This window comes from Streptosporangium jomthongense, assembly GCF_042650425.1.
GTDB lineage: Bacteria > Actinomycetota > Actinomycetes > Streptosporangiales > Streptosporangiaceae > Streptosporangium.
On record NZ_JBHSBC010000012.1, the window covers coordinates 267,390 to 291,786 of the forward strand.

Consider the following 24,397-nt stretch of genomic DNA (forward strand, 5'->3'; position numbering starts at 1 on the left):
GAGGTGGTGGACGGCGACGGTGAGCCGTCCCGGTTCGTGGGTGAAGGCGACCATGCGGCCCGCCGCCGGGTCGAGGTCCTCCCCGGGGCCGGCGGTCGTACCGACGACGTCGGCGGCGGCGACCGCGCCGGGGGGCCGGACGTCGAGGGTCCAGTCGGGGTTGAGGCGGGCGCGCAGCGCGTCGTGGTGGTCGAGCAGGGTCTGCACCGCCTGAAGCACCCGCTCGCCGGTGACCCCCTCGGGAAGGTCCACGGAGGCGGTGTGCCGGAACGCCGTGACCGAGCCGCCGAGGTCGCGCAGCCAGGCGACGATGGGCGTGAGCGGGACGGTCCCCACGCCGTCGTCGGGGCGGGCCTGCCGTACGGCTCCCGCGACGGCGGCCAGACCGGCGACGGTCCTCAGTTCGAAGACCTGGCGGGGCGTCACCGCGAGCCCGGCCTTGCGGGCGCGCCCGCAGACCTGGATGGAGGTGATGCTGTCGCCGCCCAGCTCGAAGAAGTTGTCGTCGATGCCGATCTCGGGCAGACCGAGGACCTCGGCGAAGATCCCGCAGAGCGTCTCCTCCGTCGCGTCGCGCGGCGGGCGGCCCGTGGCGGTGAACTCGGGGGCGGGCAGGGCGCGCCGGTCGAGCTTGCCGTGCCCGGTCAGCGGCAGGGCGGCGAGCACGACGACGGCGGCGGGCACCATGTAGCCGGGCAGCCGGGCGGCCAGCGTGCCCCGCACCCGGGCGGCCTCCAGGCCGTCGCCGACGACGTAGCCGGTCAGCAGCCCGCCGCGCACGGCGGCCGCGGCCTGGGTGACGCCGGGCACGGCCGTCAGCGCGGCCTCGACCTCGCCCAGCTCGACCCGGTGGCCGCGGATCTTGATCTGGTCGTCGGTGCGGCCGTGGAACTCCAGGGTCCCGTCGGGGCGCCAGCGGGCCATGTCGCCGGTGCGGTACATCCGCCCGCCCGGCTGGAAGGGGTCGGCGACGAACCGTTCCGCGGTCAGGCCGGGCCGGTTCAGGTAGCCGCGGGCCAGGCCGCCGCCCGCGACGTACAGCTCCCCGGTCACGCCGGGCGGCACCGGGGCCAGGCGGGCGTCGAGCACGTAGGCCCTGGCCCCGCCGACGGGACGGCCGACGACCGGTTCCTCACTGTCGTCGAGCCAGGCCCACAGGGCGTCCACGGTGAACTCGGTCGGGCCGTACAGGTTGTGTGCGCGCACACCGGGGGTCTCGCGCAGCCGCCGCCACAGCGCGGGCGGCACGGCCTCCCCGCCGAGCAGCACGAGCCCGGGGTGTCCCGGCCGGTCGAGCATGTCGGCGTCGGCCAGTTGCAGGCAGAACGACGGGGAGACGTCGATGACGTCGAGCCCGGTGAAGGAGGCGGGGTCACGCCGTTCGTGCTCGTCGAGGACGACCAGTTCGTGCCCGGAGACCATCCACAGGAACGGCCCCCACGCCGAGTCGAAGGAGAATGCGTAGGAGTGCGCGACCTTCCTGCGGGGTCCGGCGTGCAGGGTGACGCGGTGGTGCTCCCACAGGTTGGCGAGGGTGGCGTGGGTGACGGCGACGGCCTTGGGCAGGCCGGTCGAGCCGGAGGTGTAGAGCACGTACGCCAGCGAGGCGGGCCGTACGGTCACCTCGGGGAGGGTCTCCGCCCCCGCTTCGGCTTCGGCGAGCGTCTCCGGGGTGACCACGAGCACCGGGCCGGCGTCGGCCAGCAGGAAGGCGCGCCGTTCCTCCGGCAGGTCGGTGGGGAGCACCAGGTGGGCGGCGCCGGACTTGAGGGCGGCGAGCTGGGCGACGATCATGCCGGTGCCGCGGGGCAGTTCGAGGGCGACGGTCCGCTCGGGGGCCGCTCCCCTGCCGAGCAGCAGCGCGGCCAGCCGGTCGGAGCGGGCGTCGAGCTCGGCGAAGCTGAGACCGCTCCCGGTGCCGGACAGGTCGCGGACCGCGACCGCCTCCGGCGTCCTGCGGGCCTGGGCGCGGAACGCCTCGGCGAGGGTCGCGCCGGTGACGGGCGTCCCGGTGGCGTTCCAGCCGTCGACGACGAGGTCGCGTTCCGCCGGGGTGATCAGCGGCAGTTCCGCGACCGGCGTTCCCGGCGCCGCGGTCATGGCGTCGGCGAAGGCGAGGAAGCGCCGCAGGTGCGCCCTGAGGGTCTCGGGCGTGCACCTGCCGGGGTTGCCGTCGAGTTCGACGACCAGGACGTCGTCGGGGGTCTTGTAGAAGGAGAACTCCAGGTCGTCGACGGGGCCCGCGGCGAGGTTGCGGGTGACGCCGTCGACCCCGGCGAAGGAGAGCTCGTAGTCGAAGGCCTTGACGTTGACCGAGGGGCCGTACAGCCTGCGTCCCGAGCCGACCAGGTCGAGGTCGCGCTGCAGGTCCTCGCCCCGGTAGTGCTGGTGGGCCCGGACGGCGACGATCTCGGCGGCGGCCTGGCGGACGAGGCCGGTGAGCGTCGTCTCCGCCTCGTGGAGGAGCCTGACCGGCAGGACGTTGACCGTCATGCCCGGCACGCGCATCGACGCCACGCCGAACCGTCCGGCGAACGGCATGCCCAGGACGACGTCCGCGGCGCCGGTCATCCGCCAGGTGTAGGCGGCGGTGACGGCGGTCACCGCGTCGGCCCAGGTCCCGCCCGCCTCCTTGGCGACGGCGAGCAGTGCTTGGCCGGGGAACTCGGCCCGCTCGCGCAGGAAGCCGTACGTGGAGGTCCCCGAGGTGATCTCCGCGACCTCCGGCCGGTCGGCGAGGTGCTCGCGCCACCAGTCGCGGTCCTGCTCGCGCCCGCCGGAGGTCCGGTAGTCGACCTCCTGGCCGACGACCGCCCCCAGCCGCCCGAACGGGCTGTCCCCGTACGGCCTGCCCGCGGCCAGCGCCGTGTAGATCTGCGCGACCCGCCCGGCCAGCAGGGCGAAGCTGTAGCCGTCCATGAGGATGTGGTGGAAACGCTGGTACCAGAGATAGCGCTGGGGGCCGACCTCGTAGAGGGTCTCGGCGACCAGCGGCCCGGTCAGGATGTCGACCGGGGTCGCGAGGTCGGCCCGCATGGCGCGCAGCGCCTCCTCGGGGTCGCAGCGGACGACGCCGAAGTCCCAGTCCGCGGCCTCGCCGATCACCTGCCACGGCCCGTCGGGGCCGTCCACGATCCGCACGTTCAGGGCCTGCGTCTCACCGACCCCGATCCGTACGGCCTCGCCGAACAGGTCCAGGTCGAGGGGTCCGCACAGCTCGACGTACTGGCCGACGTTGAAGCTCGGGTCGGCGGGGTCGAGGCGCTGGGCGTACCAGACGCCCAGCTGCGCGCCGGTCAGCGCGAGCACGTCCGCGGGCAAGGGGAACCTCTTTCTCGGATCTCGTCTTCCATGGCGGATCCCGGGCGCCTGCGGCCCGGCCCGCCGAACGTGGTTCAGGCGCCGTCGGCCCGGCTCACCGGCCGCCGTCCTCCATGCGGTCGCTGATGAGCCGCCACCAGGCGGCGACGGTCGGCTGCTCGGCCAGTTCGATGAAGGTGGTGCTGACGCCCGCCGCGCGCCAGCGTTCGACGAGGCTCATCACGCGGATCGAGTCGAGTCCGCGGTCGAGGAGGTTCTCGTCGTCGGAGATCTCGGCCGGCTGCTCGGACAGGACGTCGGCGACGTCCTCCCGGACGCGCTCGTGGCTCAGCGACATGGGGTGACCGTTGCTTTCTCGTCGGGTGGTCGGGGGGCGGGCTGTCTAGCCGAGGGCGGCCACGGACGCGGAGTCCACGCCGGGCAGGCCGCTCGCGCGGGGGCCGCCCGCGATCGAGCGGACGATGTCCCCCGCCCTGACGGCCACGTTGGACAGCAGGGAGGACGACAGGCCGTGGGCGTACTCGGTGCCGCCCTGCAGGTAGATCCCGGCCTTGACGGACGGGTCGGTGAGCACGCGGTAGTCGGCGCCGACCAGCAGCCGTCCCTCGTCGTCGAGGCGGCAGTGCCCGGCCAGGTCACCGAGCAGTTCGGCCGGGTCGACGGGGCGGTAGCCGGTGGCGAAGACCACGGCGTCGCAGTCGAGGACGGTGCTCGTGCCGGTCGCCAGGTGGTCGACGTGCACGCGCACGCCGTCGGTGACCTCGTCCAGGCCCGCGACGCGGGAGACGTTGAGGATGCGCAGCCGTTCCCGGCCGACGACCTTCTCCTGGTAGGCGCGCCGGTAGAGCTCCTCGATGAGTTCGAGGTCGACGACCGAGTAGTTGGTGTTGGCGTGGTAGTCCAGCAGGGATCGCCGGACGTCCTCGGGGGCGGCGTGGAACTCGTCCACGGCCTCGGCGTCGAAGATCCGGTTGGCGAACGGGCTGTCGTCCGCGGGGCTGTAGCCGTACCGGGTGAAGATCGAGCAGACCTCGGCCTCCGGGTAGGTCCGGTGCAGGTGGTCGGTGACCTCCGCGGCGCTCTGTCCCGCGCCGACGACGGCGAAGCGCCGCCGGGTGAGCGGGGGCAGCCCGGCCAGCCGGGTCAGCAGGTCGGCGTTGTGCCAGACGCGCTCGGACAGGCGCACGCCCTTGGGCAGCCGGGGCCGCAGGCCGGGGGCGAGCACCAGGTTGCGGGTGCGGCCGAGGACCTGGCCGTCGTCGCCGAGGACCTCGATCCGCCCGGCGTCGCCGTGGGCGTCCCACACGGGCCGGGCGCCGCGCACCGTGGTGCCGTAGGTGACCTGGTGGGCGAACAGCGCGGCGACCCACTCCAGGTAGTCGTTGAACTCGACGCGGGTCGGGAACAGCGTCTTGTGGTTGACGAAGTCGGCGAGCCTGCCCTTGGCGTGCAGGTAGAACAGGAAGCCGTACTCGCTGGCGGGGTTGCGGAGGGTCGCGAGGTCCTTGAGGAAGGAGACCTGCAGCGTCGCCCCTTCGATGAGCATTCCCGGGTGCCAGCCGAATCGCTCACGGCGCTCGAAGAACGCCGCCTCCAGAGCCGTTCCCGTCGTGCCGTGCTCTCGCAACGCCACGGCCAGGGCGAGGTTGGCCGGACCGAATCCGACGCCGACCAGGTCGAGTGGCCGCCGAGACCGTGGTCTCTCCGCGGGGGGTTCCGACATTCCGCTCCTCGTGTCTGGGCATGGCTGAGCCCCCCTCAGAAAAAGGGCATGCGTAATGGAAGGGCCCAAAATCCACCTAAAGCACTTAGGTAAGTCTTACCTAAGATCTATCCCGTCAAGACGGACGTCAAGGGGCAATCCAGTGTGAACCAGATCACAACAGTCGATCTCTTGACAGACCTTGTCGAGACGTGGAAGGTAAATTTAGGCTTACCTAAGTTTAGGCTTACCTAAGTTGACCAGTGAGGGCAGAGCGATGAACGAGCCCGGCCTCTCGGGTGCCGTGGCACTCGTGACGGGTGCCGCACGAGGTATCGGAGCGGCCGTGACGACCGCGCTCGCCCGCGCGGGAGCCGCCGTCGCCGGGGTCGACCTCCTTCCCGAACCCTGGGAGGACCGGGACGAGAAGGTGACCCGGCTGGTCGCCGACGTCACCGACCCCGCACGGATGGAGACGGTCGTCGCGGAGGTCGAGGACCTCCTCGGCCCGATCGGCGTCCTGGTCAACGTGGCGGGCATCCTGCGCACCGGCGCGGTGACGGACTTCGGCGAGGACGACTGGAACCGGGTGTTCGCGGTGAACGCCTCGGGCGTCTTCCACGTCTCAAGGGCCGTCGCGCGCAGGATGGTTCCCCGCCGTTCCGGGACGATCATCACCGTGGCGTCGAACGCGGGCGGCGTGCCCCGGATGGGGATGGCGGCCTACGCCGCCTCCAAGGCCGCCTCCGCCATGTTCACCCGCTGCCTCGGGCTCGAACTCGCCGAGCACGGCATCCGCTGCAACGTGGTCTCCCCCGGTTCCACGGAGACCGTGATGCAGGCCGGGCTCGACCGGCGCTCCGTGCTTGAGGGCGATCCCGCGACCTTCAGGGTCGGCATCCCGCTCGGCCGGGTCGCCGACCCCGCCGACATCGCGGACGCCGTGACCTTCCTCGCCTCCGACCGTGCGCGGCACATCACCATGCAGGACCTGTACGTGGACGGCGGCGCCACGCTGCGAGCCTGACTTCTGTAGGAAAGGCTAGTTTTGAGCATCGCATACGAGGCGGTCACCGCCTCCGAGCTGCTGCACGGGTACCGTCCCGGGCTCTCCTCCCTCTTCTCCTCCCCCCAGCACACGCTGCTGGGCCAGGGGTGCGCCGACGTGGTGCCCCCCGCGGCGACGCTGCGCGAGCTGGCGGGCCGCGTGCGGGAGCGGGCGGGTCTCGTCATGGGCGCCATCCCGTTCGACGAGCCGGGTGCGGCGCACCTCGTCGCGCCGGAGCGGGCCCGGTGGGCCGACCCCTTCGTCCCCTGCGACCCGCCGGAGGCCGAACCGGGGCAGCCGTGGCGGATCGTCGCGGTCCCCAGCCCGGCCGACCACCGCAAGGGGGTACGGCGCGCCCTGGACCTGCTGGAACGGGGCGCCCTGGACAAGATCGTCCTGGCCCGGTCCCTGGAGCTGACCCGACCCGAACCGGTGGACGTCGTGACGATGGTGCGCCGCCTGGCGGGCCGCGACCCGCACGGCCACATCTTCGCGGTGCCGCTGCCCGGTGACAGGACCCTGGTCGGCGCGAGTCCCGAGCTGCTGGTCTCCCGTACCGGACCGGCCGTGGTGGCCAACCCCCTGGCGGGGTCGGCGCCGCGCAGCGCCGACCCGCAGGAGGACCGCCGCCGCGCGGCGGCCCTGCTCTGCTCCGCCAAGGACCAGCGGGAGCACGCCGTCGTCGTCGAGGCGGTCGCCGACGCGCTCGCCCCGCACTGCCGCGCGCTCAGCGTGCCCGCCGAGCCCTCACTCGTCTGCACGGCCACCATGTGGCACCTGTCGACCAGGGTCACCGGCCGCCTGAACGACCCGGCGACGACCTCACTCGACCTGGCCGTCGCGCTGCACCCGACCCCGGCCGTCTGCGGCACGCCCACCGGGGCGGCCCGCGCCGCCATCGCCGACATCGAGCCGTTCGACCGCGGCTTCTACACCGGCATGGTCGGCTGGTGCGACGCCTCGGGCGACGGCGAGTGGGCCGTCACCATCCGCTGCGCCGAGGTGTCGCGGACCGGGGTCCGCCTGTTCGCGGGCGGCGGCATCGTCGCGGGCTCGGTCCCCGAGGCCGAACTCGACGAGACCTCCGCGAAGTTCCGCACCCTCCTGCACGCCCTCGGTCTCGGCGCGCAGGCCTCAACCCACGATTGACGGGAACCACGATGAGCGTTGTGCCGTACCCGCCGGAGTTCGCCGAGCGGTACCGCGCCGCCGGATACTGGCGCGGCGAGACATTCGGCGGTCTGCTCCGCGAACGGGCCGCGGCGCACGGCGACCGCGTCGCCCTGGTCGGCGGCGGCGAGCGGGTGACCTACCGCGAGCTGGACGAACGCGCCGACGGGCTGGCGACCGGCATGCTCGGGCTCGGGATCGGCCCCGGTGACCGGGTCGTCGTCCAGCTCCCCAACCGGATCTCCTTCTACGAGGTCTGCTTCGCGTTGTTCCGGATCGGGGCGCTGCCGGTGTTCGCGCTCCCTGCCCACCGGTCCTCGGAGATCTCCTACTTCTGTGAGTTCACCGAGGCCGCGGCGTACGTCATCCCCGACGTCCACGACGGCTTCGACCACCGGCGGCTCGCCGAGGGGCTGAAGGTGCCGCACGTGATCGTGGACGGCGACCCCGGTGGGCACGTCGCCCTGGACTCCCTGCGCGCGGACGGCGCGGGCCCCACGGACATCCCCGGCCCGGTCCCCTCCGACGTGGCCTTCCTGCAGCTGTCCGGCGGCAGCACCGGGCTGCCCAAGCTCATTCCCCGCACCCACGACGACTACATCTACAGCTTCCGCGCCAGCGCCGAGATCTGCGGGCTCGACGAGACGAGCGTCTACCTGTGCGCGCTGCCCGCCGGGCACAACTTCCCGATGAGCTCCCCCGGGGTCTTCGGCACCCTGTACGCCGGGGGACGCGCGGTGCTGGCCCCCCACCCTGGGCCGGACACCTGCTTCCCGCTGATCGAGGCGGAGGGTGTGACGATCACCGGGCTGGTGCCGCCGCTGGCGCTGCTGTGGGTCGAGGCCGCCCGCCGCGCCGAGCACGACCTGTCGAGCCTGCGCGTGCTGCAGGTCGGCGGGGCGAAGCTGAGCGAGGAGGCGGCGCGCAGGGTGAGCCCCGCCCTCGGCTGCGCCCTGCAGCAGGTCTTCGGGATGGCCGAGGGACTGGTCAACTACACCCGCTTCGACGACCCCGAGGAGATCGTCGTCACCACGCAGGGCAGGCCGATCTCACCCGACGACGAGATCCTGATCGTTGACGACTCCGGCTCCCCGGTCGCCCCCGGGGAGACCGGTCACCTGCTCACCCGCGGGCCGTACACGATCCGCGGCTACTACCGCGCCGAGGAGCACAACGCGACCGCCTTCACCCCCGACGGCTTCTACCGGACCGGCGACATCGTACGGCGGACGCCGACCGGCCACCTCGTCGTCGAGGGACGGGCGAAGGACCAGATCAACCGGGGCGGCGAGAAGATCGCGGCCGAGGAGGTCGAGAACCACCTGCTCGCCCACCCGGCCGTGCACGACGTGTCGGTCGTGGCGATCCCCGACGCCTATCTCGGCGAACGGTCCTGCGCCCACGTCGTGACCCGATCCCCCGTCGGCGTGCCCGAGCTGAAGGCCTTCCTGCGGGAGCGGGGCCTCGCCGACTACAAGATCCCCGACCGGATCGAGTTCACCGAGACGCTGCCGACGACCGCCGTCGGCAAGGTCAGCAAGGTCAGGCTCAGAACCCGTTGACGACCGAAGAAAGGAACGACGTGGCCATTCCCGCCATCGCCCCCTATCCCATGCCGGGAGAGGAGGGGCTGCCCGAGAACCGGGTGGAGTGGACGCCGGACCCACGGCGTGCGCTGCTGCTCGTGCACGACATGCAGAACTACTTCGTCAGCGCGTTCACCCAGGGGGCGTCGCCGATGTCCGACCTGGTGGCGAACGTCTCCGCGCTCCGCGAGACCGCCGGGCGGCTCGGTGTCCCCGTCGTCTACTCGGCCCAGCCCGGCGGGCAGACCCGCACGCAGCGCGGCCTGCTGCAGGACTTCTGGGGGGCGGGGATCGGCCCCGAGCCCGGCGCCCAGGAGATCATCCCGGCCCTGGCCCCGGGTCCCGGCGACGTCCACCTCGTGAAGTGGCGCTACAGCGCCTTCCACCGCACCCGCCTGCGCGAGCTGATGACGGAGACCGGCAGGGACCAGCTGGTCGTCACCGGGATCTACGCCCACATCGGCTGCCTGATGACCGCCTGCGACGCGTTCATGAGTGACACGCAGGTCTTCTTCGTCGCCGACGCCGTCGCCGACTTCTCCGCCGAGCACCACGGGATGGCCCTGACCTACGCCGCCGAGCGGTGCGCGATGGTCCTGACCACCCGGCGTCTGAACGAGCGGCTCACCACCGCGGCCACCGTGGTGGCCCGCTGATCCCGTACGGCGTCGTCACCAGGGTGTCCCGGCGTGGGGACGCCCTGGTGACCCCGTCCTCGCCGGGACCCGGCCGCCTCAGGCGTCTCCCCTGAGGCGGGCCAGGACGATCGGGTCGATCCTGCCCTCGACCAGCCTGCCCTCCAGGTTCTCGACCCCGGCCCACTGGTCGAGTGTGTCGTGTCCCAGCTCCTTCAGGCGGGCCTCGATCTCCTCGGCCAGCTCTCCCCGGATCTCCAGCAGGCTCTCCGGGTCGGGCCTGCCGAACAGCAGCTCGTGGACGTCCAGCAGCCTGCGCAGTTCGGTCACCGGGTCGGGGTGGTCGTCGACGCGCAGGTCACAGGCGACGTCGCCCGCGCCCGCGTAGCCCGCGCCCGCCTCGACCACGTAGACCGCCGCGCTCTGCCTGCCCCTGCTGTCGCCGCCGGCGGCGTCGCCCGCGGCCAGCGCGGCCACCAGCCGTTCGGCGAGGGGCAGTTCCGCGGCGGCCAGCCAGGCCGCCTCCATCTCCCGGACCACCTCGGGGCCGGTGAGGATGTTGCCCTGGATGGCGTAGCCGTCACCGCTGACCCCGCCCGCCCAGGCGGGGCACTCCTGCCCGGTGAAGGTGGCGCCCGCGCCGTCGGCTCCGACCACGCCGAGCTGACGCTGGTCCCGCCCGGGGTCGGAGGCGATCAGCCCGGCCACCGCGTCCTCGGCCCGCGTCCCGGTACGCAGCAGCGCCAGTCCCTGCGGCCGGAAGGCGACGTTGGCCCACGCCTGGGTCGCCAGCGCTCCGGCGCCCGCCTCCGCGGCGGGCACGATCGCCCCGGCCGCCAGGAACTTGCTCGCCACGGCGACCCCGTAGGCGTCACCGGCCCTTGCCACGATCGAAAACGTCACGCGCCGACCGTACCCGGACAAAACGGCGAGGTCCATATCACCCCTGCACGGCCCCGTCTCCGCTGGAGGGCCGTCGTCCTGGCACGGTCCATCCGCGAACTCAACGCTTGATCGCGATCAGGGCCTTCACCAGACCGGCCATCCACTCGTAGTGGAGCTCCGAGTCCGGGAAGTAGTGCCGCATCTCGGTCTTGCTGAGCAGTTCGATCTCGGCCACCGAGCGCACCGCGCTCGCCCGGTCCGCCGGGCGGGTGTGCACCAGGGGCCAGCGCCGCACGGTCGCCGCCCGCACCGCCATCGGCATGAACTGCAACCCGGGGAAGACGTAGTGCGGCTCGACGGGGAAGTAGCGGTAGGGCGTCTGCACCCAGTGCCGGTCGGCCAGGTCGTAGACGGCCTCGGCGAAGCTCTCCCGTCTGGCGTGGCCGCCGACGTGCTCGATGACCGCGTTCGAGAAGACCAGGTCGTAGCGGCCGTGGGTGGCGGCGCGCAGATCACAGGCGTCGCCGTTCTCCACGGTCACCCACGGGGGCAGCTCGGCGGGCGGGGTGGAGAGGTTGACGATGTGCACACGCGCGGGCTTGACCGGCGAACGGAGCCAGGCGCTGGCCGTACCGCCCAGGTCGATGACCGTCATGTCGCCCACGTCGGGGAAGACCCGCGCCAGCCACTGCCAGCGGCGCGCGCGGGCCTTGGCACCCAGGGAGTCAGGAGCGTCCACGAACCTGCTACGCAGGGCGGTCAAACGGCTCATCGGGCATCCATTCTCGGAGTCGAGCAATACACCGGACAGCAGGGTCAGATTTCCTGAACGTTCGCGATGCCTCACCGTCGTCAGCCGACGGCCCCCGATTCCCCGTTCGCGAGACAGCAGGGAGATACCCCTTGATTCTCATGAACTTCAGGAAGTTTTCCATAGAGGGGATATCCGTCGTTAGTGCATCGTTATAGTGCGCGATCAGGTGACACGCGCGACTCATGAGGCATATAGCGAAATATCACATTTGACCGGATTTACCTGCTGGACATCTCGCCCAAAAATACCAATCGTCCCCTCCTTGCCATCCCGAACAGAAACTTCCTTCCGGGCGCCACCCCCTCTCTCAATTCGCAAAATTTACGACTATTCGGCCGGTTCTTAATGAGAAACCAGGAACGGTCCAAAAACCATGACCAATGCCATACGGATCACGCCCCTCTTAATACCTCTAAGCATCACGAATAGGCAGCGACCACGCCGACGACGAGACCGGCCAGAGAGACGGCCGTGAGCAGGCATCCGACGGCCACGGCCGGGCGCCGGCCACGCCGTACCCGCAGGACGTACAGCAGCGCGTACGGCAGGAAGCCCAGCACCCCGACCCCGAGGAAGGGCAGGGTGAGGGCGGCCAGCACACCCGAGGTGCCGGCCGGGACCGCGCGGTCGCCCTCCGGGGTGAGCCGGGCGCGCCTGACGTCGCCGACCGTCGAGTCGGGTGAGGCGGCGACCTGCACCGTCTCACCGGTGCGGTCCAGGACGAAGCTGCCCCGGCAGTCGTAACGCCCCTGCCCCAGAGGCGCGCACGAGACGACCGTCAGGGTTCCCGGGGAGCCGGTCCTCCCCGTGGCGAGCTTGAGATCCTCGACCGCGAAGACGAAGGGCGCCAGGCCGAGCGCCGCCCAGAGGATCATCAGCACGGCCATCCCCACCGGCCCGGGAGTACGCCCCGGCCCCGGCGACGGGGCGGGCTGGAAGGCCTCGGCGAGGTTGTCGAACACGTCATTCATGGGATCAGCGTGGACCACACCGCTTGTGGCCCACCTGACACCGGCTTGCGGACCTCCCGGGGCGGGCCTTCAGGACAGGTCGTCGCCCTGTCTCGCCTGCGCCTCCGCGGCGTCCAGCTTGGCGGCCTCCTCCGGAGTCGGGGCGCCGCCACCGAAGTGGCTGGGCTGCCACCACGCGCCCGGCGGGATCTCCGGATAGGTCCGCTGCGCCCGGTCGAGCAGCTCGGCCATCCTCCTGCGCAACTCGGCGGTGACCGCGTCGTAGTCGTCACCGCGCTTGGGCTCCAGCGGTTCGCCGACCAGGACCGTGATCGGCACGTGCCGCTGCAGCAGCCTCCTGGGCCGCCCCTTGGTCCACAGCCGCTGGGTGCCCCACAGGGCCATCGGGATCAGCGGCACCTTCGCGCCGACGGCCATCCTGACCGCGCCGTTCTTGATCTCCTTGACCGTGAAGGACCGGCTGATCGTGGCCTCGGCGAACACCCCGACGACCTCACCCGACTTGAGCGCCTTCAGCGACGCGCCGAACGCGGCGGCACCCGCGGCCCTGTCCACCGGGATGTGGTGCATGCCGCGCATCAGCGGACCCGAGATCCGGTGGTCGAAGACATCCTTCTTCGCCATGAAGCGGACCAGACGCTCGGCGGGCAGGGCCGCCAGGCCCGCGAAGATGAAGTCCAGATAGCTGATGTGGTTGCTGGCGAGCACCGCGCCGCCGGTCCGCGGAATCCGCTCCGCGCCCTCGACATGGATCTTGAGGTCCAGCGCGCGGAACAGGGTCTTCGCCAGCGCGATGACCGGGGGGTACACGATCTCAGCCATGGCTGAACCGTACCTCAGTCCTCCCCCTCCCCCGGTACCCCCGCCCCGCCGAGAGTTCCGCACCGCCGTGCTTGCCACGACACGGGAACGGGAAGAGCTAAGGAATGTGAAGAAGCTCATCAACAGCGCCGAAACGGTCGTCACGGACGCGCTGCGCGGGCTGGCGGCCGCCCACCCCGACCTGAGGGTCGACCCCGGCGGCCGGATCGTCTCCCGTGCCTGCGGTCCCACCCCGGGCAAGGTCGGGCTGGTCTCCGGCGGCGGCTCCGGCCACGAGCCGCTGCACGCGGGCTTCGTCGGGTACGGCATGCTCGACGCGGCCTGTCCCGGCGAGATCTTCACCTCCCCGGTGCCCGACCAGATGGTCACCGCGACCGCCGCCGCGAACGGCGGCGCGGGCGTGCTCCACGTCGTGAAGAACTACACCGGCGACGTCCTGAACTTCGAACTGGCCGCCGACCTGTGCGCCGAGGAGGGCGTCGAGATCGCCCGTGTGCTCGTCGACGACGACGTGGCCGTGCGCGACTCCCCGGACACCGCGGGCCGCAGGGGCACCGGCGCGACCGTCTTCGTGGAGAAGATCGCCGGAGCCGCCGCGGAGGGCGGCGCGCCGCTGGCCGAGGTCGCGCGGGTGGCCCGGGAGGTCAACGCCAGGAGCCGCTCCTTCGGCATCGCGCTGGAGGCCTGCACGACTCCCGTCTCGGGCAGGCCGACCTTCGAACTGGGCGAGACCGAGATCGAGCTGGGCGTCGGCATCCACGGCGAGCCCGGACGGTCACGCGCCGCCATGCGCGACGCCCGGGAACTGGCCGCCGTCGCGCTCGACGCCGTCAATGAGGACATGCCGCTCTCCGGCGACGTCCTGGTCATGGTGAACGGCCTGGGCGGCACGCCGCTCATCGAACTCCACATCGTCTTCGCCGAGATCGCCGAGCGGTTGTCCGGCAGGGGCGCGCGGGTGGCGCGCAGCCTGGTCGGCGACTACGTCACCAGCCTCGACATGCGGGGCTTCTCCGTCACGGCCTGTCTGCTGAGCGAGGACCTCGCCCGCCTGTGGGACGCCCCGGTCCAGACCCCCGCCCTGCGCTGGGGCCGCTGATGGACACCGCCCTCCTCACCCGGTGGATCACCGGGATCGCCGAGACGGTGCGCGCGAACCGGGAACGGCTCACCGAACTGGACGCCGCGATCGGCGACGCCGACCACGGCGTCAACCTCGACCGGGGCTTCGGCGCCGCCGTACAGGCGCTGGCCGAGGAGCCACCGGTCAGCCCCGGCGCCCTGCTCCGTCTGGTGGGCGGCACGCTGATCCGCAGGGTCGGCGGCGCCTCCGGCCCCCTGTACGGCACGGCGTTCCGGGAGGCGGGCAGGCACCTCGGCTCTCTCGGCGACTCTCCCGAGGTGTCCCCCGCCGAACTGGCCCGCGCGCTCAGGGCCGGCCTCGACGGCGTCACGCGGCTGGGGTCGGCGGCGGAGGGTGACAAGACCATGGTGGACGCGCTCGCCCCGGCCGTCAGGGCGCTTGAGTCGGCCACCGCGTCACCCGCCGCCGCCCGAGCCGTCGCCGAAGAGCGGGAGGCGTTCGAGGCGGCGGCCTCGGCCGCCCTCGCGGGAGCGGAGGCCACGATCCCGATGGTGGCCCGTAAGGGCAGGGCCAGCTATCTCGGCCCTCGCAGCGCGGGTCACGAGGACCCCGGCGCCGCCTCCTGCGCGCTCGTGTTCGCCGCCCTGCTCTCGGCCGTGAACGATCCCGGGCAGGGGTAGGGCGCCGATGGTCGGCATCGTCCTCATCTCCCACAGCGGGCCGCTCGCCTCGGAGGTCGCGACGCTGGCCGCCCAGATCTGCGGCGTCGCCGTACCCCTGGCTCCCGCGGGGGGCGCGTCCGACGGCGGCCTGGGCAACAGCGCCGACCTGGTGGCCGCGGCGATCTCCCGGGTCGACCAGGGGGACGGGGTGATCCTGATCCCCGACCTCGGCGGCTCGGTCCTGACGGCCCGCCTCTTCGAGGCCCCCGGGGTCGTGGTCGCCGACGTGCCGTTCGTCGAGGGCGCCGTCGCGGCGGTCGTCTCAGCGAGCACGGGGGCGTCCCTGCGGGCCGTACTGGCCTCGGCGGAGGAGTCCAGGACCTTCCGCAAACTCTGAGGCCGGGCTCCGGGCGGCGGCCGGCCGAGGCGTCGGGCCCGGCCGTCCGGTGAGGACCCAGGTGGGGGGTCGGGACCTCACCGGACGCGCCTCGCGGGTCCGCCGGACTACTTGACGAGCTTGCCGAGTGCCCCTTCGTACTCCTGGGCGTCCATCGGCATCAGCTCCTTCGAGACCCGCACCACGACCGGGCCCTTCACGTAGCTGTACTCGGCGAGTGTCGGGACCTTCTGCGCGCTCTCCTTCAGGAGGTTGGCGCGCACCTCCGCGTCTCCGGCCGTGGCGAAGACCTCGACGCTGCCGCCGAGGCCCACGTCACCCTGCTTGGCCCCGGGGACCTTGGCGGCGTCGACCCGCTGGTCGGTGAAGGAGGCCTTGGAGGTGTAACCGTTCGGCTTCCCGAGCAACTTGTTCGGGTCGTTGGAGGCGGTGTAGGTCACCGTGAGGGACACGGGCAGTCCCTGTTTGGCCAGCGCCTCGACCATCTGGGTGGCGTTCATGGTGGTGGTCGGAGCGCTCGCGCAACCCGCGAGGGTGAAGATCAGCAACCCGGCGGCAACCGCCGTGCCCGTTCGTCGCTTCTGGGGGGTTTTGAACATACCCCTTTCTTCGTTTGGAGCGCTCTCCTCATTACACGAACGACATCATCGGTTCCATACCGTGTCCTTCCGCGGGAGAGAGCCCCGTCCCGGGGCCGTCCGGGAGAGCGCTCCCCCGGCTCGTGGCTCACCCGGCCTTCCCGAGGTTCCTGCGGTACTCCTTGGTCAGTTCGAGGAACTCGGCTTCGGAGGCGGCGAACTTCGTGACACCCCTCTTCGGGTCGGTCGTCACGAAGTGGAGCCAGGGCCCGACGGCCGGCTTCAGGGCGGCCGCGATGGCGTCGGCGCCCGGGTTGCAGATGGGCCCGGGCGGCAGGCCCCGGCGCGCGTAGGTGTTGTACGGCGAGCGGCTCCTGAGATCCTCCTGCGAGGCCTTGGCGCCGTACTTGCCCAGGCCGTACAGGACGGTGCTGTCCAGTTGCAGTCTCAGTCCGGGCGTGTGGTCCAGCCGGTTGTGGACGACCCGCGCGATCTTCGGCATGTCGCGTTTGTCGGCCGACTCGGCCTGGACGATGCTGGCGATGATCAGGATCTCCAGCGGCGTACGGCCGGCGCGCCTGGCGCCGGCCACCAGATCGCCGTCCCCGGCCACGCGGTTGAAGCGCGTCACCATCGCGGCGAGGATCTCGCCGGGGCTCGACGTGGACGGGACCTCGTAGGTTCCGGGGAAGGCGAATCCCTCCAGCGCGCCCCTGGCGTAGGACGGCAGGCCGAGCGCCCCGCCGTCCTTGGCGGCCCGCCAGAACTCCGCCTGCGGTCTTCCGGTGGCGGCCGACAGCCGCTCCAGGACCTGTGAGAGCCGTAGCCCCTCCCGCACGGTCAGGGTGATCCGTCCCCGCCCGGTCTCCACAGACGCCGTGCCCGGACCCTGCCCGGCGACGTCCCGGGATGAGGACAGGCCCTGGGACACGAGCGTGGACCCGACCGCCATCGCGGTCACGGCCGCCGCCGCGACCAGGGCGAGTCCGCGCCCGCGGGGGCGCCCCCGCCTGACCTGGACGAACCGGTCCGGTGGGGGCGGCTGCTCCTCGTGGGCCATGTCGGAAAGGGTCTCGCGCAGCAGATCCTCGATGTTCATCCGAACTCCCTCACCGTGCTCAGTTCGGGCGCGGCCGCCCTCAGACGTTCCAGCGACCGGTGGATCTGGCTGCGCACCGACCCCACCCTGACGCCGAGCAGTCGTGCGATCTCGGTCTCGGACAGGTCCTCGAAGTAGCGCAGCACGAGGATGGTCCGCTGCCGGGGGGTCAGCCGGGCGAGGGCCTCGCGCATCACCAGGCGGAGATCCGCCGCCTCGGCGTGCCCGTCGCCGATCCGTTCGGGCAGCCATCCGATGGGCACCTCCGCGATGCGGGAACGGCGCCGCCACCGGCTCACCTGCTCGTGGTACATGACGCGGCGGACATAACCCTCGATGGCCGCGGTGTCCCGCAGACCCCGCCATTTCGCCGCCGTTTTCGCCAGCGCCGACTGCACCAGGTCCTCAGCGGCGTGCCGGTCGCCGGTCAGCAGGTAGGCGGTGCGGAACAGCGCCCCCGATCGATCGATGACGAACTCCCTGAGGTCCGCCTCAAATCCTGGATCCACCCGTCCTCCTCTCGATGTCACCGGACAAGGACGCGGACGGGGCGCCGATCTATGCCGGTGGGACCGGATCGCCCGGTCTAGGCGTCGTCCGAGGTGGTCAGGCGGCGGCTCCGGCGAAGGTGGGCGTGGACGCGCAGGAGGCTGGGGACGAGGGCGTACACCACGGCGGGGACCACGATCGCGGTGAGCGCCAGGGTGCGCAACGGCAGCGGCAGCGGCGCGAGGACGGGCCCGATCACGACCTGGACCAGCATGATCATCACGTAGACCGACAGCCAGGTGATCACGGCGCGGTGGTGCACGGAGGGGACAGCGGACATGTCAGTGCCTTTCGCTACACATTTCCAACTCGCTGGTTGGATATTGTCACGACAGACTCCAACTGTCCAGTTGGAATTTCGGCTATGCTGGCCGCCATGGCGTGGAACACGGAGAGGACACGGCAGCTCCTGCTGGACGCGGCCGTACAGGAGTTCGCCCAGCACGGCCCCGAGGCCGCCCGGCTGGATCGAGTCGCCGCCGCCGCGGGCGTCAACAAGGAACGCATCTACCAGTACTTCGGCAACAAGGAGCAGCTGTTCGCCGCCGTGCTGACCTCGGCGCTGGAACGGCTGGCCGAGGCCGTGCCACTGGACGAGCACCTGGCCGGCGACCTGCCGGAGTACGCCGGGCGCGTCTACGACTACCACCGTGAGCATCCACAGCTCATCCGCCTGCTGCACTGGGAGGGCCTGCACCGCGGCGACGGGCCCATCGCGGCCGAGGAGCGGCGCGGTGCCCACTACGCCGCGAAGCTGGCCACGCTGACCGCCGCCCAGAAGGCGGGCACCCTGAACCCGGACCTCGCGGCCAGGGAACTGCTCTACGCTGTGGTCGCCCTGGCCGGATGGTGGTACGCCACCCCGCAGCTCGCCCGCATGATCATGGCGGAGGGCACGGAGACCGCCCGGGACACCCTCGTCCGCCTGGTCGCCAGGCTGGCCGGCTGAGGCGGACGTCGTCCTCCCGATCTCCGAGTCGTTCGCGGGTCTCGCCGCGCTTGGCGGCCCGCCGTGGATCTGCCCCGTCGGTCTCCTCAGGCGAGAGGCCTGCCACCCACAGAGAGCCGATTCACCGGACATCCCGAATCTCGACGCCGCGCCGAGGGCACCCGGCGCGGCGGGGCGACCGTGGCGCTCAAGCAGGGGCGGCCCTGGTTCGAAGCCGATGAGGACGGCAGGGATGTGCGTGACCCGCCGCGCGACGAGGAGTCCGTTCTTCGGCACCCCTCTCAGGGAGCCGCGCCCTGCGTGCGCGGGAGTACGGCCCTCTTGTGGGACGCCGGTGCCTCAGTTGGTGCCTCAGAATGCGAAAAAGGTGCCTCTCATGTGAGAGACACCCTCGCTGACCAGCGAAAACCTGGTCGGGACGACAGGATTTGAACCTGCGACCCCTTGACCCCCAGTCAAGTGCGCTACCAAGCTGCGCTACGTCCCGGTTGTCCTTCGGACACCGTGAACCTTAGCGTAGATCAGCAGCGTGTGCACACGAGCGAGCCGGTGGCCGACGTCGACGGGATAACCGGGATGTGTAATATCCCGGTTATGTTGATGGGTGAGGGCGTCGAGTGGGGTCTGCACTGCTGTCTGGCCCTGGCGTGGCTGGGAGATCAGGCGCCGGTGTCGACGGGACGGCTGGCCGAGGTGTTCGAGCTGCCGCCCGAGTACCTGAAGAAGCGTCTCCAGCCACTGGTGCGTGCGGGAATCCTGTCCTCCTCGCCGGGGCCGCGCGGCGGCTACTCGCTGGCGCGGACGCCTGAGGAGATCAGCCTCATGGACGTGGTGGCCGCGATCGAGGGACGGCAGGACGCGTTCCGCTGCACCGAGATCCGGCAGCGCGGCGCCGGAGCCGAGGCCGCGGGCTCCGAGTTCGCCCGTCCGTGCGGGGTCGCGCAGGCGATGCGCAGGGCGGAGCTCGCGTGGCGGCGGGAACTGGCCGCGCAGACCCTGGCGGATCTCATCGCGGTGAGTCCCGCGGCGGCCCCGGCGCGGGTGCGCCGGTTCTGCCGGACCCTTTCCTGACCCCGGTCCTCCGGCACGAGGAGATCCATCGCGCCCGGCCGGTCGGCCGGGCCTCATTGAAAGGTAAATCGGGATGTCAAATGTCTCGATATCGCGACCGGCCGCCCTCGGCGGCCTGGGCCGGACGTGGGTGCTGGCTCTGGGAACGTTCGCGGTGGGCACGGACGCGTTCGTCCTGGCCGGGTTCCTGCCGGACGTCGCCGCCTCGCTGCGCTCCTCGACGGCGGGCGCGGGGCAGGCGGTGACGGTGTTCGCCGCGGCCTACGCGCTCTCGGCGCCGGTGGTCGCGACCGTGACCGCGCGGCTGCCGCGCCGGGCGCTGCTGGTGGCGGCGCTGGTGCTGCTGGCGGTGGCGAACGCGGGCTCCGCACTGGCGCCGGATCTGCCGTCGCTGCTGGTCACCCGGGTGCTCGCGGCGGTCGGCGCGGCGGCCTACACCCCGACCGCCGGGGCGGTCTCGGCGGCGTTGGTCCGTCCCGAGCTGCGGGCCAGGGCGCTGGCCGTGGTCGTCGGCGGCCTGACGGTGGCGACCGCGCTGGGCGTGCCGCTCGGCGGCGCGATCGGCGCGGTGATGGGCTGGCGGGCCGCCCTGGGCCTGGTGGCGGCGTTGTGCCTGGTGACCGCGCTGGCCGCGGGCGCGTTGACACCGCCCCTTCCCGGAGGCGTCCCGGTGCCACTGCGGACCAGGCTGGCGGTGCTGCGTCGGCCCGGGGTCGCCGTGGTGCTGCCGCTGACGGCCCTGGGCATGGCCGCCGCCTACACCGTCTACGCCTTCGCCGTCCCGGCACTGGGCGCCCTGGGCGTCACCGGCTCCGGCGCCGTGTGGGCACTGTCCGCCTACGGCCTCGGCGCCGTCGCGGGGAACCTGGCCGCCGGTTTCGCCGCCGACCGGATCGGCCCGGTCAGGACGCTGGCCACCGGCTACACGCTGATGGCCGTGACCATGGCCGCCTTCGCGCTGCTGGCCGTGACGGGCGTGCGGGCGCCCGCCGCGGTCGCCCTGCTGGCCGTCACGTGGGGCGCGGCGAGCTGGTGCCAGACCCCGCCGCAGCAGTACCGGCTGATCGAGGCCGCGACGGCTCAGGCGCCGCTGCTGGTGGCGCTGAACTCATCGGCGATCTATCTCGGCATCAGCACGGGCACGGCGGTCGGCGGGCTGACGATGTCGGCCGGGACGGGGACGACGTTCGCCGTCGCGACGGCGCTGGCGCTGGCCGCGCTCGCCTGGCTGTCCGTGACCGCCGGGGTCACCCGTCGGTGAGGAACGCGAGCCGATCCGGATCTGCCGGCTTCGGGCGCCCGCTCCTCACCTCGGTCCGTGTCCCGCCGCCTCGCCGTCGAGCACCCCCGGCCTGGCGCGGCACCCGAACATGAACCGGACAGAGCCCACGAGAGCAAACGCCCGCTCAGAGGACGGCGGTCATGTGCGCCGGTACGGTGGCGGCCTCCGCGAGACAGGCCTCCTCGCCCGCCTCACGGACGGCGCGCAGGTACCAGGCCAGCAGGGCGTCCAGGGCTCGGGCGCGCTCGGGTTCTGGGTCCTCGGCCCAGGCGCATTCGAGGGCGTACTCGCGGACCAGGTCGTGGAGGGCGTAGCGGCCCGGTTCGGTCTCCTCGACGAGCCCCGCGGCGGCGAGACCGTACAGCAGGCGGTCGGCCTCGCCCGGGGGCGTGCCCGCGAGCGCGGCGGCCGCCTCGGCGGTGAAGACGGGCCCCGGGACCATGCCGAGCAGCCGGAACAGGCGCCGGGCGGGCGGGTCGAGGTGGCGGTAGGAGCTGTCGAGCGCGCCGCGCGCGATCTCACGCGCCTCCCCGGCGGCGGGCACGGAAAGCCTGGCGCCGGCGAGCCTGCGGGCCCGGCCCGCCGTCTCCCCCACGGGCCCGCCCGCGACGTCGGCCGCGGCGACGCGCAGCGCCAGCGGCAGGTAACCGCAGGCCCTGGCCAGTTCCCCGGCCGCCTCGGGCTCCGCCGACAACCGTTCGCCGCCCGGGAGTTTGCCGAACAGGGTGACCGCCTCGTCCGAGGCGAGCACGCCGAGCGGGACCGGGACCGCGCCGTCCCTGGCGACGAGGCCCGCCAGGTGTTCCCTGCTGGTGACCACCGTGGCGCAGCGCCTGCCGCCGGGCAGGAGGGGACGGACCTGCTCCACACTGCCCGCGTTGTCCAGCACGACCAGCACCCTGCGGTCGGCGAGCAGGCTGCGGTAGACCGCGCCCGCCTCCTCCACGGTGCCGGGCACGCGCTCGGCGGGGACGCCCAGCGCGCGCAGGAACCGTCCGAGGACCTCGATCGGGCGCAGTGGCCGTCGCGGTGAGTGACCGTGCAGGTCGACGTAGAGCTGCCCGTCGGGGAAGCGGGAGCGGGTCCGGTGCGCCCAGTGGACGGCCAGGGCGGTCTTGCCGACGCCGCTCGTGCCGGTCACCAGCGAGATCGCCACCGTGTCGTCACCGGTCACGACCGAGTCCAGCAGGGTCAGTTCGGCGGCGCGGCCGGTGAACTGGCCGGGTTCCGCGGGCAGCTGGGCGGGGACCGCGTCCGCCTCGGCGGACGGCAGAAGAACGGTCCCGGTCCCGCGGACGGTGCCGCGCAGGATCGTCTGGTGCAGTTGCCGCAGCTCAGGGCCGGGGTCGAGGCCGAGTTCCTCGACGAGACGGCGCCGGGTGCGTTCGTATCGCTCCAAGGCGTCGGCCCTGCGGCCCGCCCGGCACAGGGCCAGCATGAGCAGGCCGACCAGTCCCTCCCTGAAGGGGTGCTCGGCCACGAGCGCGATCAGTTCGGGGATCAGCACCGTGGCGTGGCCCGCGCGCGCCTCGGCGTTCAGGCACTCCTCGGTGGCGGCCAGCCGTTCCTCGGTGAGGGTCTCGCGCAGCCCGTCGAGCAGCTCACCTCCGGAGACTCCGGTCAGGGGTTCCCCCCGCCACAGCGCGATGGCGCGCCGCAGGGCGACGGCCTGCGCCTCGTCGGTGTCGAGAGAGCGTGCCCTGGTGACCGAAATCCGGAACTCGTGGACGTCCACCTGTTCGGCCGCGAGTTCGAGGAGGTAGCCCTGCGGCGCGTAGGCGATCGTGACGCCCATCCCGGCGAGGGCCGGCCGCAGCCGCGAGACGTATCCCTGGACCAGGCCCCGCGCCCCCGCCGGTGCCCGCTCCCCCCATAAACCTCTGATCAGCCGTTCCATCGGGACCGTACGACCCGCCTCCAGCGCGAGCAGGGCCAGCACCGCTCGCTGCCGCGGCGGGCCGAGGGGGACCTCCCGGCATTCGCAACGCGCCTGGACCGCTCCGAGCAGCCCGATTTTCAGAACGTGCCCCAGGCACCTTTCTGACATTTCGCTCTCCGTCTGTCACATCGTTGTCACAGGCAGCCATGCGAGAAACACGAGATGTAGTCCAGCCGAAATCCAGGCCGCACCAAGTCCACATCCAGCGCTCCTCGACAGCATGAACGCGATCCCCCGAATTCACTGCAAAACACCATTTGGCGTGTTAACTCAGAAAGAGGCAAGAGTGCCTTATTCGCATCCCGACGTGATAAGGGCGTTCGCGGACGCGGCCGAACGGTATCCGGAACGGCTCGCGACGGCGGACAACGGTCACCCCCTCACCTACGCCGAGCTCGCCGCGTGGGTCCGCGCGACGGCCGGGCGGCTCGGCCCCCGCCCCGGGACGGTCGGGGTGGTCGCCTCGCACTCGGCGGCGACCGTGGCCGCCCTGCTCGGCGTCCTGGCCGCGGGCGGCACGTACTGCCCCGTCGACCCGGCGCACCCGGAGCCCAGGCGGCGGGCGCTGCTGGCGGCGAGCGGGTGCCGCCTGCTGCTCACCCCCGACCCGGACGCGCCCGCACCGCCGGGAGTGCGCGCGCTCGCCCTTCCCTCCCCCGGGGAGGCCGTACCGGGGGAGGCCCTACCGGGGGCCGTGCCCGGGACGGGGGGCACCGCGGACGCCGACGACCCGGCGTACGTCCTGTTCACCTCCGGCTCAACGGGGGCGCCGAAGCCCGTGGTGACCCCGCGCGGGGCCGTCTCCACCGTGACCGGTGAGCTGCGGACCCTGTTCGGGCTGACCCCCGAGGACCGGGTGCTGCAGTTCGCGTCGCCGAACTGGGACACCTGCCTGGAGGAGATCCTGCCCGCGCTCACCACGGGGGCGGCGCTGGTCTTCGACGAGCGGGCCCACTCGGGCTCCTTCCCCCGGCTGCTACGGATGATCGAGACCGAGCGGATCACCCTGCTCGACCTCCCCTCGGCGTTCTGGCACGAGCTGGTGCGCCACCTGACCGAGGAGGGGGCCGTGCTGCCGGCCTGCGTGCGGACGGTCGTCATCGGCGGGGAGGCCGTCAGCCCCGTACGGCTCGCCGACTGGTGCGCGCTCGGCACCGACGGGATCCGGCTGGTCAACACCTACGGGTGCACGGAGACCACGCTCATCACCCACGCCGTCGACCTGCACGGCCCGCTCGCGCCCCGCAGGGACCGGCCGTGGACGGCGGGGGAACGGGTCCCGATCGGGCGCCCCCTGCCCCATGTCCGCCAGCACGTCACCGGGGACGGCGAACTGCTCGTCGGCGGCCCCTCGCTGGCGCTCGGCTACCGCGACCTGCCCGAGGCGACCGCGGAACGGTTCGCCGAGGCGGACCTGGGCGAGGGTCCCGAGCGCTGCTTCCACACCGGCGACCGGGTGAGCCGGACCGAAGACGGGACGCTCGTCCACGAGGGACGACTCGACCACGAGCTCAAGGTCCGTGGTGTCCGGGTCGATCCGGGCGAGGTGGAGGCCCAGATCTCCGGCCACCCGAGGGTGGGCGCGGTGGCGGTCGCGGGCGCGACCGTCGCCGACCACACGACGCTCGCCGCCTACGTCGTGCCCCGCTCGCCCGCCGACGCCCCGACGCTCGCCGGAGACGTCCTGGACTATCTGCGCGACCGGGTGCCCGGTCATCTGGTGCCCAGCCGGATCACCGTCGTTCCCGAACTCGCCTATACGGCCAGCGGAAAGGTCGATCGGGCGGGTTCGCACCGGCGATACGCGTCCTCAGCCAATTGAAGGAGCAATGC

Annotated in this window: 23 protein-coding genes and 1 tRNA gene; 11 read left to right on the plus strand and 13 right to left on the minus strand. The window is 72.4% G+C overall.

Annotation, left to right across the window (positions count from 1 at the left end; all coding sequences use genetic code 11):
• The 3 genes from ACFOYY_RS12905 to ACFOYY_RS12915 form a co-directional block, all read right to left on the minus strand.
• Positions 1-3,321, minus strand: a 3,321-nt coding sequence (locus ACFOYY_RS12905) for an amino acid adenylation domain-containing protein (protein WP_386189908.1), incomplete at its 3' end; no start/stop codon positions are given.
• A 94-nt stretch (positions 3,322-3,415) separates the two neighbouring features.
• Positions 3,416-3,658, minus strand: coding sequence for a phosphopantetheine-binding protein (locus ACFOYY_RS12910; protein WP_352009149.1), 243 nt, complete (start codon positions 3,656-3,658; stop codon positions 3,416-3,418).
• Positions 3,659-3,703: 45 nt separating this feature from the next.
• Entirely contained in the window at positions 3,704-5,044 is a 1,341-nt protein-coding gene (locus ACFOYY_RS12915; protein ID WP_386189909.1) for a lysine N(6)-hydroxylase/L-ornithine N(5)-oxygenase family protein, read from the minus strand.
• Between the two features lie 256 nt (positions 5,045-5,300).
• Here ACFOYY_RS12915 and ACFOYY_RS12920 point away from each other — a divergent pair, with 256 nt between their 5' ends.
• From ACFOYY_RS12920 to ACFOYY_RS12935, 4 genes are read left to right on the plus strand one after another with little or no spacing between them, the layout of a single operon-like run.
• Positions 5,301-6,050 carry a 2,3-dihydro-2,3-dihydroxybenzoate dehydrogenase gene (locus tag ACFOYY_RS12920; protein ID WP_362916389.1) on the plus strand — a complete coding sequence of 250 codons (750 nt, stop codon included), beginning with the start codon at positions 5,301-5,303 and terminating at the stop codon, positions 6,048-6,050.
• 21 nt (positions 6,051-6,071) lie between these two features.
• A complete protein-coding gene (locus ACFOYY_RS12925; protein WP_362771656.1) occupies positions 6,072-7,220 on the plus strand; it encodes an isochorismate synthase in 1,149 nt (382 codons plus the stop codon).
• Between the two features lie 11 nt (positions 7,221-7,231).
• On the plus strand, positions 7,232-8,803 hold the full coding sequence (locus ACFOYY_RS12930) for a (2,3-dihydroxybenzoyl)adenylate synthase (protein WP_386189910.1): 1,572 nt from the start codon (positions 7,232-7,234) through the stop codon (positions 8,801-8,803).
• A gap of 20 nt (positions 8,804-8,823) precedes the next feature.
• The gene (locus ACFOYY_RS12935; protein ID WP_386189911.1) at positions 8,824-9,483 is read left to right on the plus strand and encodes an isochorismatase family protein; all 660 of its coding nucleotides are present in this window, start codon (positions 8,824-8,826) and stop codon (positions 9,481-9,483) included.
• Between the two features lie 78 nt (positions 9,484-9,561).
• On the opposite strand, the gene ACFOYY_RS12940 is transcribed toward ACFOYY_RS12935, so the two are convergent.
• From ACFOYY_RS12940 to ACFOYY_RS12955, 4 genes are all read right to left on the minus strand, one after another.
• Positions 9,562-10,365 carry a DUF1028 domain-containing protein gene (locus ACFOYY_RS12940; RefSeq protein ID WP_386189912.1) on the minus strand — a complete coding sequence of 268 codons (804 nt, stop codon included), beginning with the start codon at positions 10,363-10,365 and terminating at the stop codon, positions 9,562-9,564.
• 100 nt (positions 10,366-10,465) lie between these two features.
• The gene (locus ACFOYY_RS12945) at positions 10,466-11,119 is read right to left on the minus strand and encodes a class I SAM-dependent methyltransferase (RefSeq protein ID WP_352009142.1); all 654 of its coding nucleotides are present in this window, start codon (positions 11,117-11,119) and stop codon (positions 10,466-10,468) included.
• A 461-nt stretch (positions 11,120-11,580) separates the two neighbouring features.
• Complete coding sequence (locus tag ACFOYY_RS12950) at positions 11,581-12,132, minus strand: hypothetical protein (protein ID WP_352009141.1); 552 nt, start codon at positions 12,130-12,132, stop codon at positions 11,581-11,583.
• Between the two features lie 69 nt (positions 12,133-12,201).
• Positions 12,202-12,954, minus strand: coding sequence for a lysophospholipid acyltransferase family protein (locus tag ACFOYY_RS12955; protein ID WP_386189913.1), 753 nt, complete (start codon positions 12,952-12,954; stop codon positions 12,202-12,204).
• A 106-nt stretch (positions 12,955-13,060) separates the two neighbouring features.
• On the opposite strand from ACFOYY_RS12955, the gene dhaK reads away from it, so the two are divergent.
• The 3 genes from dhaK to ACFOYY_RS12970 are packed head-to-tail and all read left to right on the plus strand — an operon-like array spanning position 13,061 to position 15,097.
• On the plus strand, positions 13,061-14,053 hold the full coding sequence (gene dhaK / locus ACFOYY_RS12960; protein ID WP_352009139.1) for a dihydroxyacetone kinase subunit DhaK: 993 nt from the start codon (positions 13,061-13,063) through the stop codon (positions 14,051-14,053).
• A complete protein-coding gene (gene dhaL / locus ACFOYY_RS12965; RefSeq protein ID WP_352009138.1) occupies positions 14,053-14,718 on the plus strand; it encodes a dihydroxyacetone kinase subunit DhaL in 666 nt (221 codons plus the stop codon). The genes dhaK and dhaL overlap by 1 nt, the downstream gene beginning before the upstream one ends.
• A gap of 7 nt (positions 14,719-14,725) precedes the next feature.
• On the plus strand, positions 14,726-15,097 hold the full coding sequence (locus ACFOYY_RS12970; RefSeq protein WP_386189914.1) for a PTS-dependent dihydroxyacetone kinase phosphotransferase subunit DhaM: 372 nt from the start codon (positions 14,726-14,728) through the stop codon (positions 15,095-15,097).
• A 107-nt stretch (positions 15,098-15,204) separates the two neighbouring features.
• On the opposite strand, the gene ACFOYY_RS12975 is transcribed toward ACFOYY_RS12970, so the two are convergent.
• The 4 genes from ACFOYY_RS12975 to ACFOYY_RS12990 form a co-directional block, all read right to left on the minus strand.
• Entirely contained in the window at positions 15,205-15,696 is a 492-nt protein-coding gene (locus tag ACFOYY_RS12975) for a hypothetical protein (protein ID WP_386189915.1), read from the minus strand.
• A gap of 127 nt (positions 15,697-15,823) precedes the next feature.
• Positions 15,824-16,774 (minus strand): endolytic transglycosylase MltG, encoded by a 951-nt coding sequence (mltG, locus tag ACFOYY_RS12980; RefSeq protein ID WP_386189916.1) that lies wholly within the window; start codon positions 16,772-16,774, stop codon positions 15,824-15,826.
• The gene (locus ACFOYY_RS12985; protein ID WP_386189917.1) at positions 16,771-17,283 is read right to left on the minus strand and encodes a SigE family RNA polymerase sigma factor; all 513 of its coding nucleotides are present in this window, start codon (positions 17,281-17,283) and stop codon (positions 16,771-16,773) included. The genes mltG and ACFOYY_RS12985 overlap by 4 nt, the downstream gene beginning before the upstream one ends.
• 77 nt (positions 17,284-17,360) lie before the next feature.
• Positions 17,361-17,603: a hypothetical protein gene (locus ACFOYY_RS12990; RefSeq protein ID WP_362916403.1), complete on the minus strand. Its 243-nt coding sequence runs from the start codon at positions 17,601-17,603 to the stop codon at positions 17,361-17,363.
• 96 nt (positions 17,604-17,699) lie between these two features.
• On the opposite strand from ACFOYY_RS12990, the gene ACFOYY_RS12995 reads away from it, so the two are divergent.
• Positions 17,700-18,272, plus strand: coding sequence for a TetR family transcriptional regulator (locus ACFOYY_RS12995; RefSeq protein ID WP_362916405.1), 573 nt, complete (start codon positions 17,700-17,702; stop codon positions 18,270-18,272).
• 410 nt (positions 18,273-18,682) lie between these two features.
• Here ACFOYY_RS12995 and ACFOYY_RS13000 read toward each other — a convergent pair.
• A tRNA-Pro gene (locus ACFOYY_RS13000) sits at positions 18,683-18,759 on the minus strand.
• Positions 18,760-18,866: 107 nt separating this feature from the next.
• On the opposite strand from ACFOYY_RS13000, the gene ACFOYY_RS13005 reads away from it, so the two are divergent.
• Both ACFOYY_RS13005 and ACFOYY_RS13010 read left to right on the plus strand, forming a co-directional pair.
• On the plus strand, positions 18,867-19,343 hold the full coding sequence (locus ACFOYY_RS13005) for an RrF2 family transcriptional regulator (protein WP_386189918.1): 477 nt from the start codon (positions 18,867-18,869) through the stop codon (positions 19,341-19,343).
• A 73-nt stretch (positions 19,344-19,416) separates the two neighbouring features.
• Positions 19,417-20,604, plus strand: a complete 1,188-nt coding sequence (locus ACFOYY_RS13010; RefSeq protein ID WP_386189919.1) for an MFS transporter — start codon at positions 19,417-19,419, stop codon at positions 20,602-20,604.
• A 145-nt stretch (positions 20,605-20,749) separates the two neighbouring features.
• Here the strand turns inward: ACFOYY_RS13010 and ACFOYY_RS13015 are convergent, their stop codons facing one another.
• Positions 20,750-22,672, minus strand: a complete 1,923-nt coding sequence (locus ACFOYY_RS13015; RefSeq protein ID WP_386189920.1) for an AfsR/SARP family transcriptional regulator — start codon at positions 22,670-22,672, stop codon at positions 20,750-20,752.
• Between the two features lie 178 nt (positions 22,673-22,850).
• Here ACFOYY_RS13015 and ACFOYY_RS13020 point away from each other — a divergent pair, with 178 nt between their 5' ends.
• Complete coding sequence (locus ACFOYY_RS13020) at positions 22,851-24,386, plus strand: amino acid adenylation domain-containing protein (RefSeq protein ID WP_386189921.1); 1,536 nt, start codon at positions 22,851-22,853, stop codon at positions 24,384-24,386.
• The last annotated feature ends 11 nt before the right edge of the window (positions 24,387-24,397 follow it).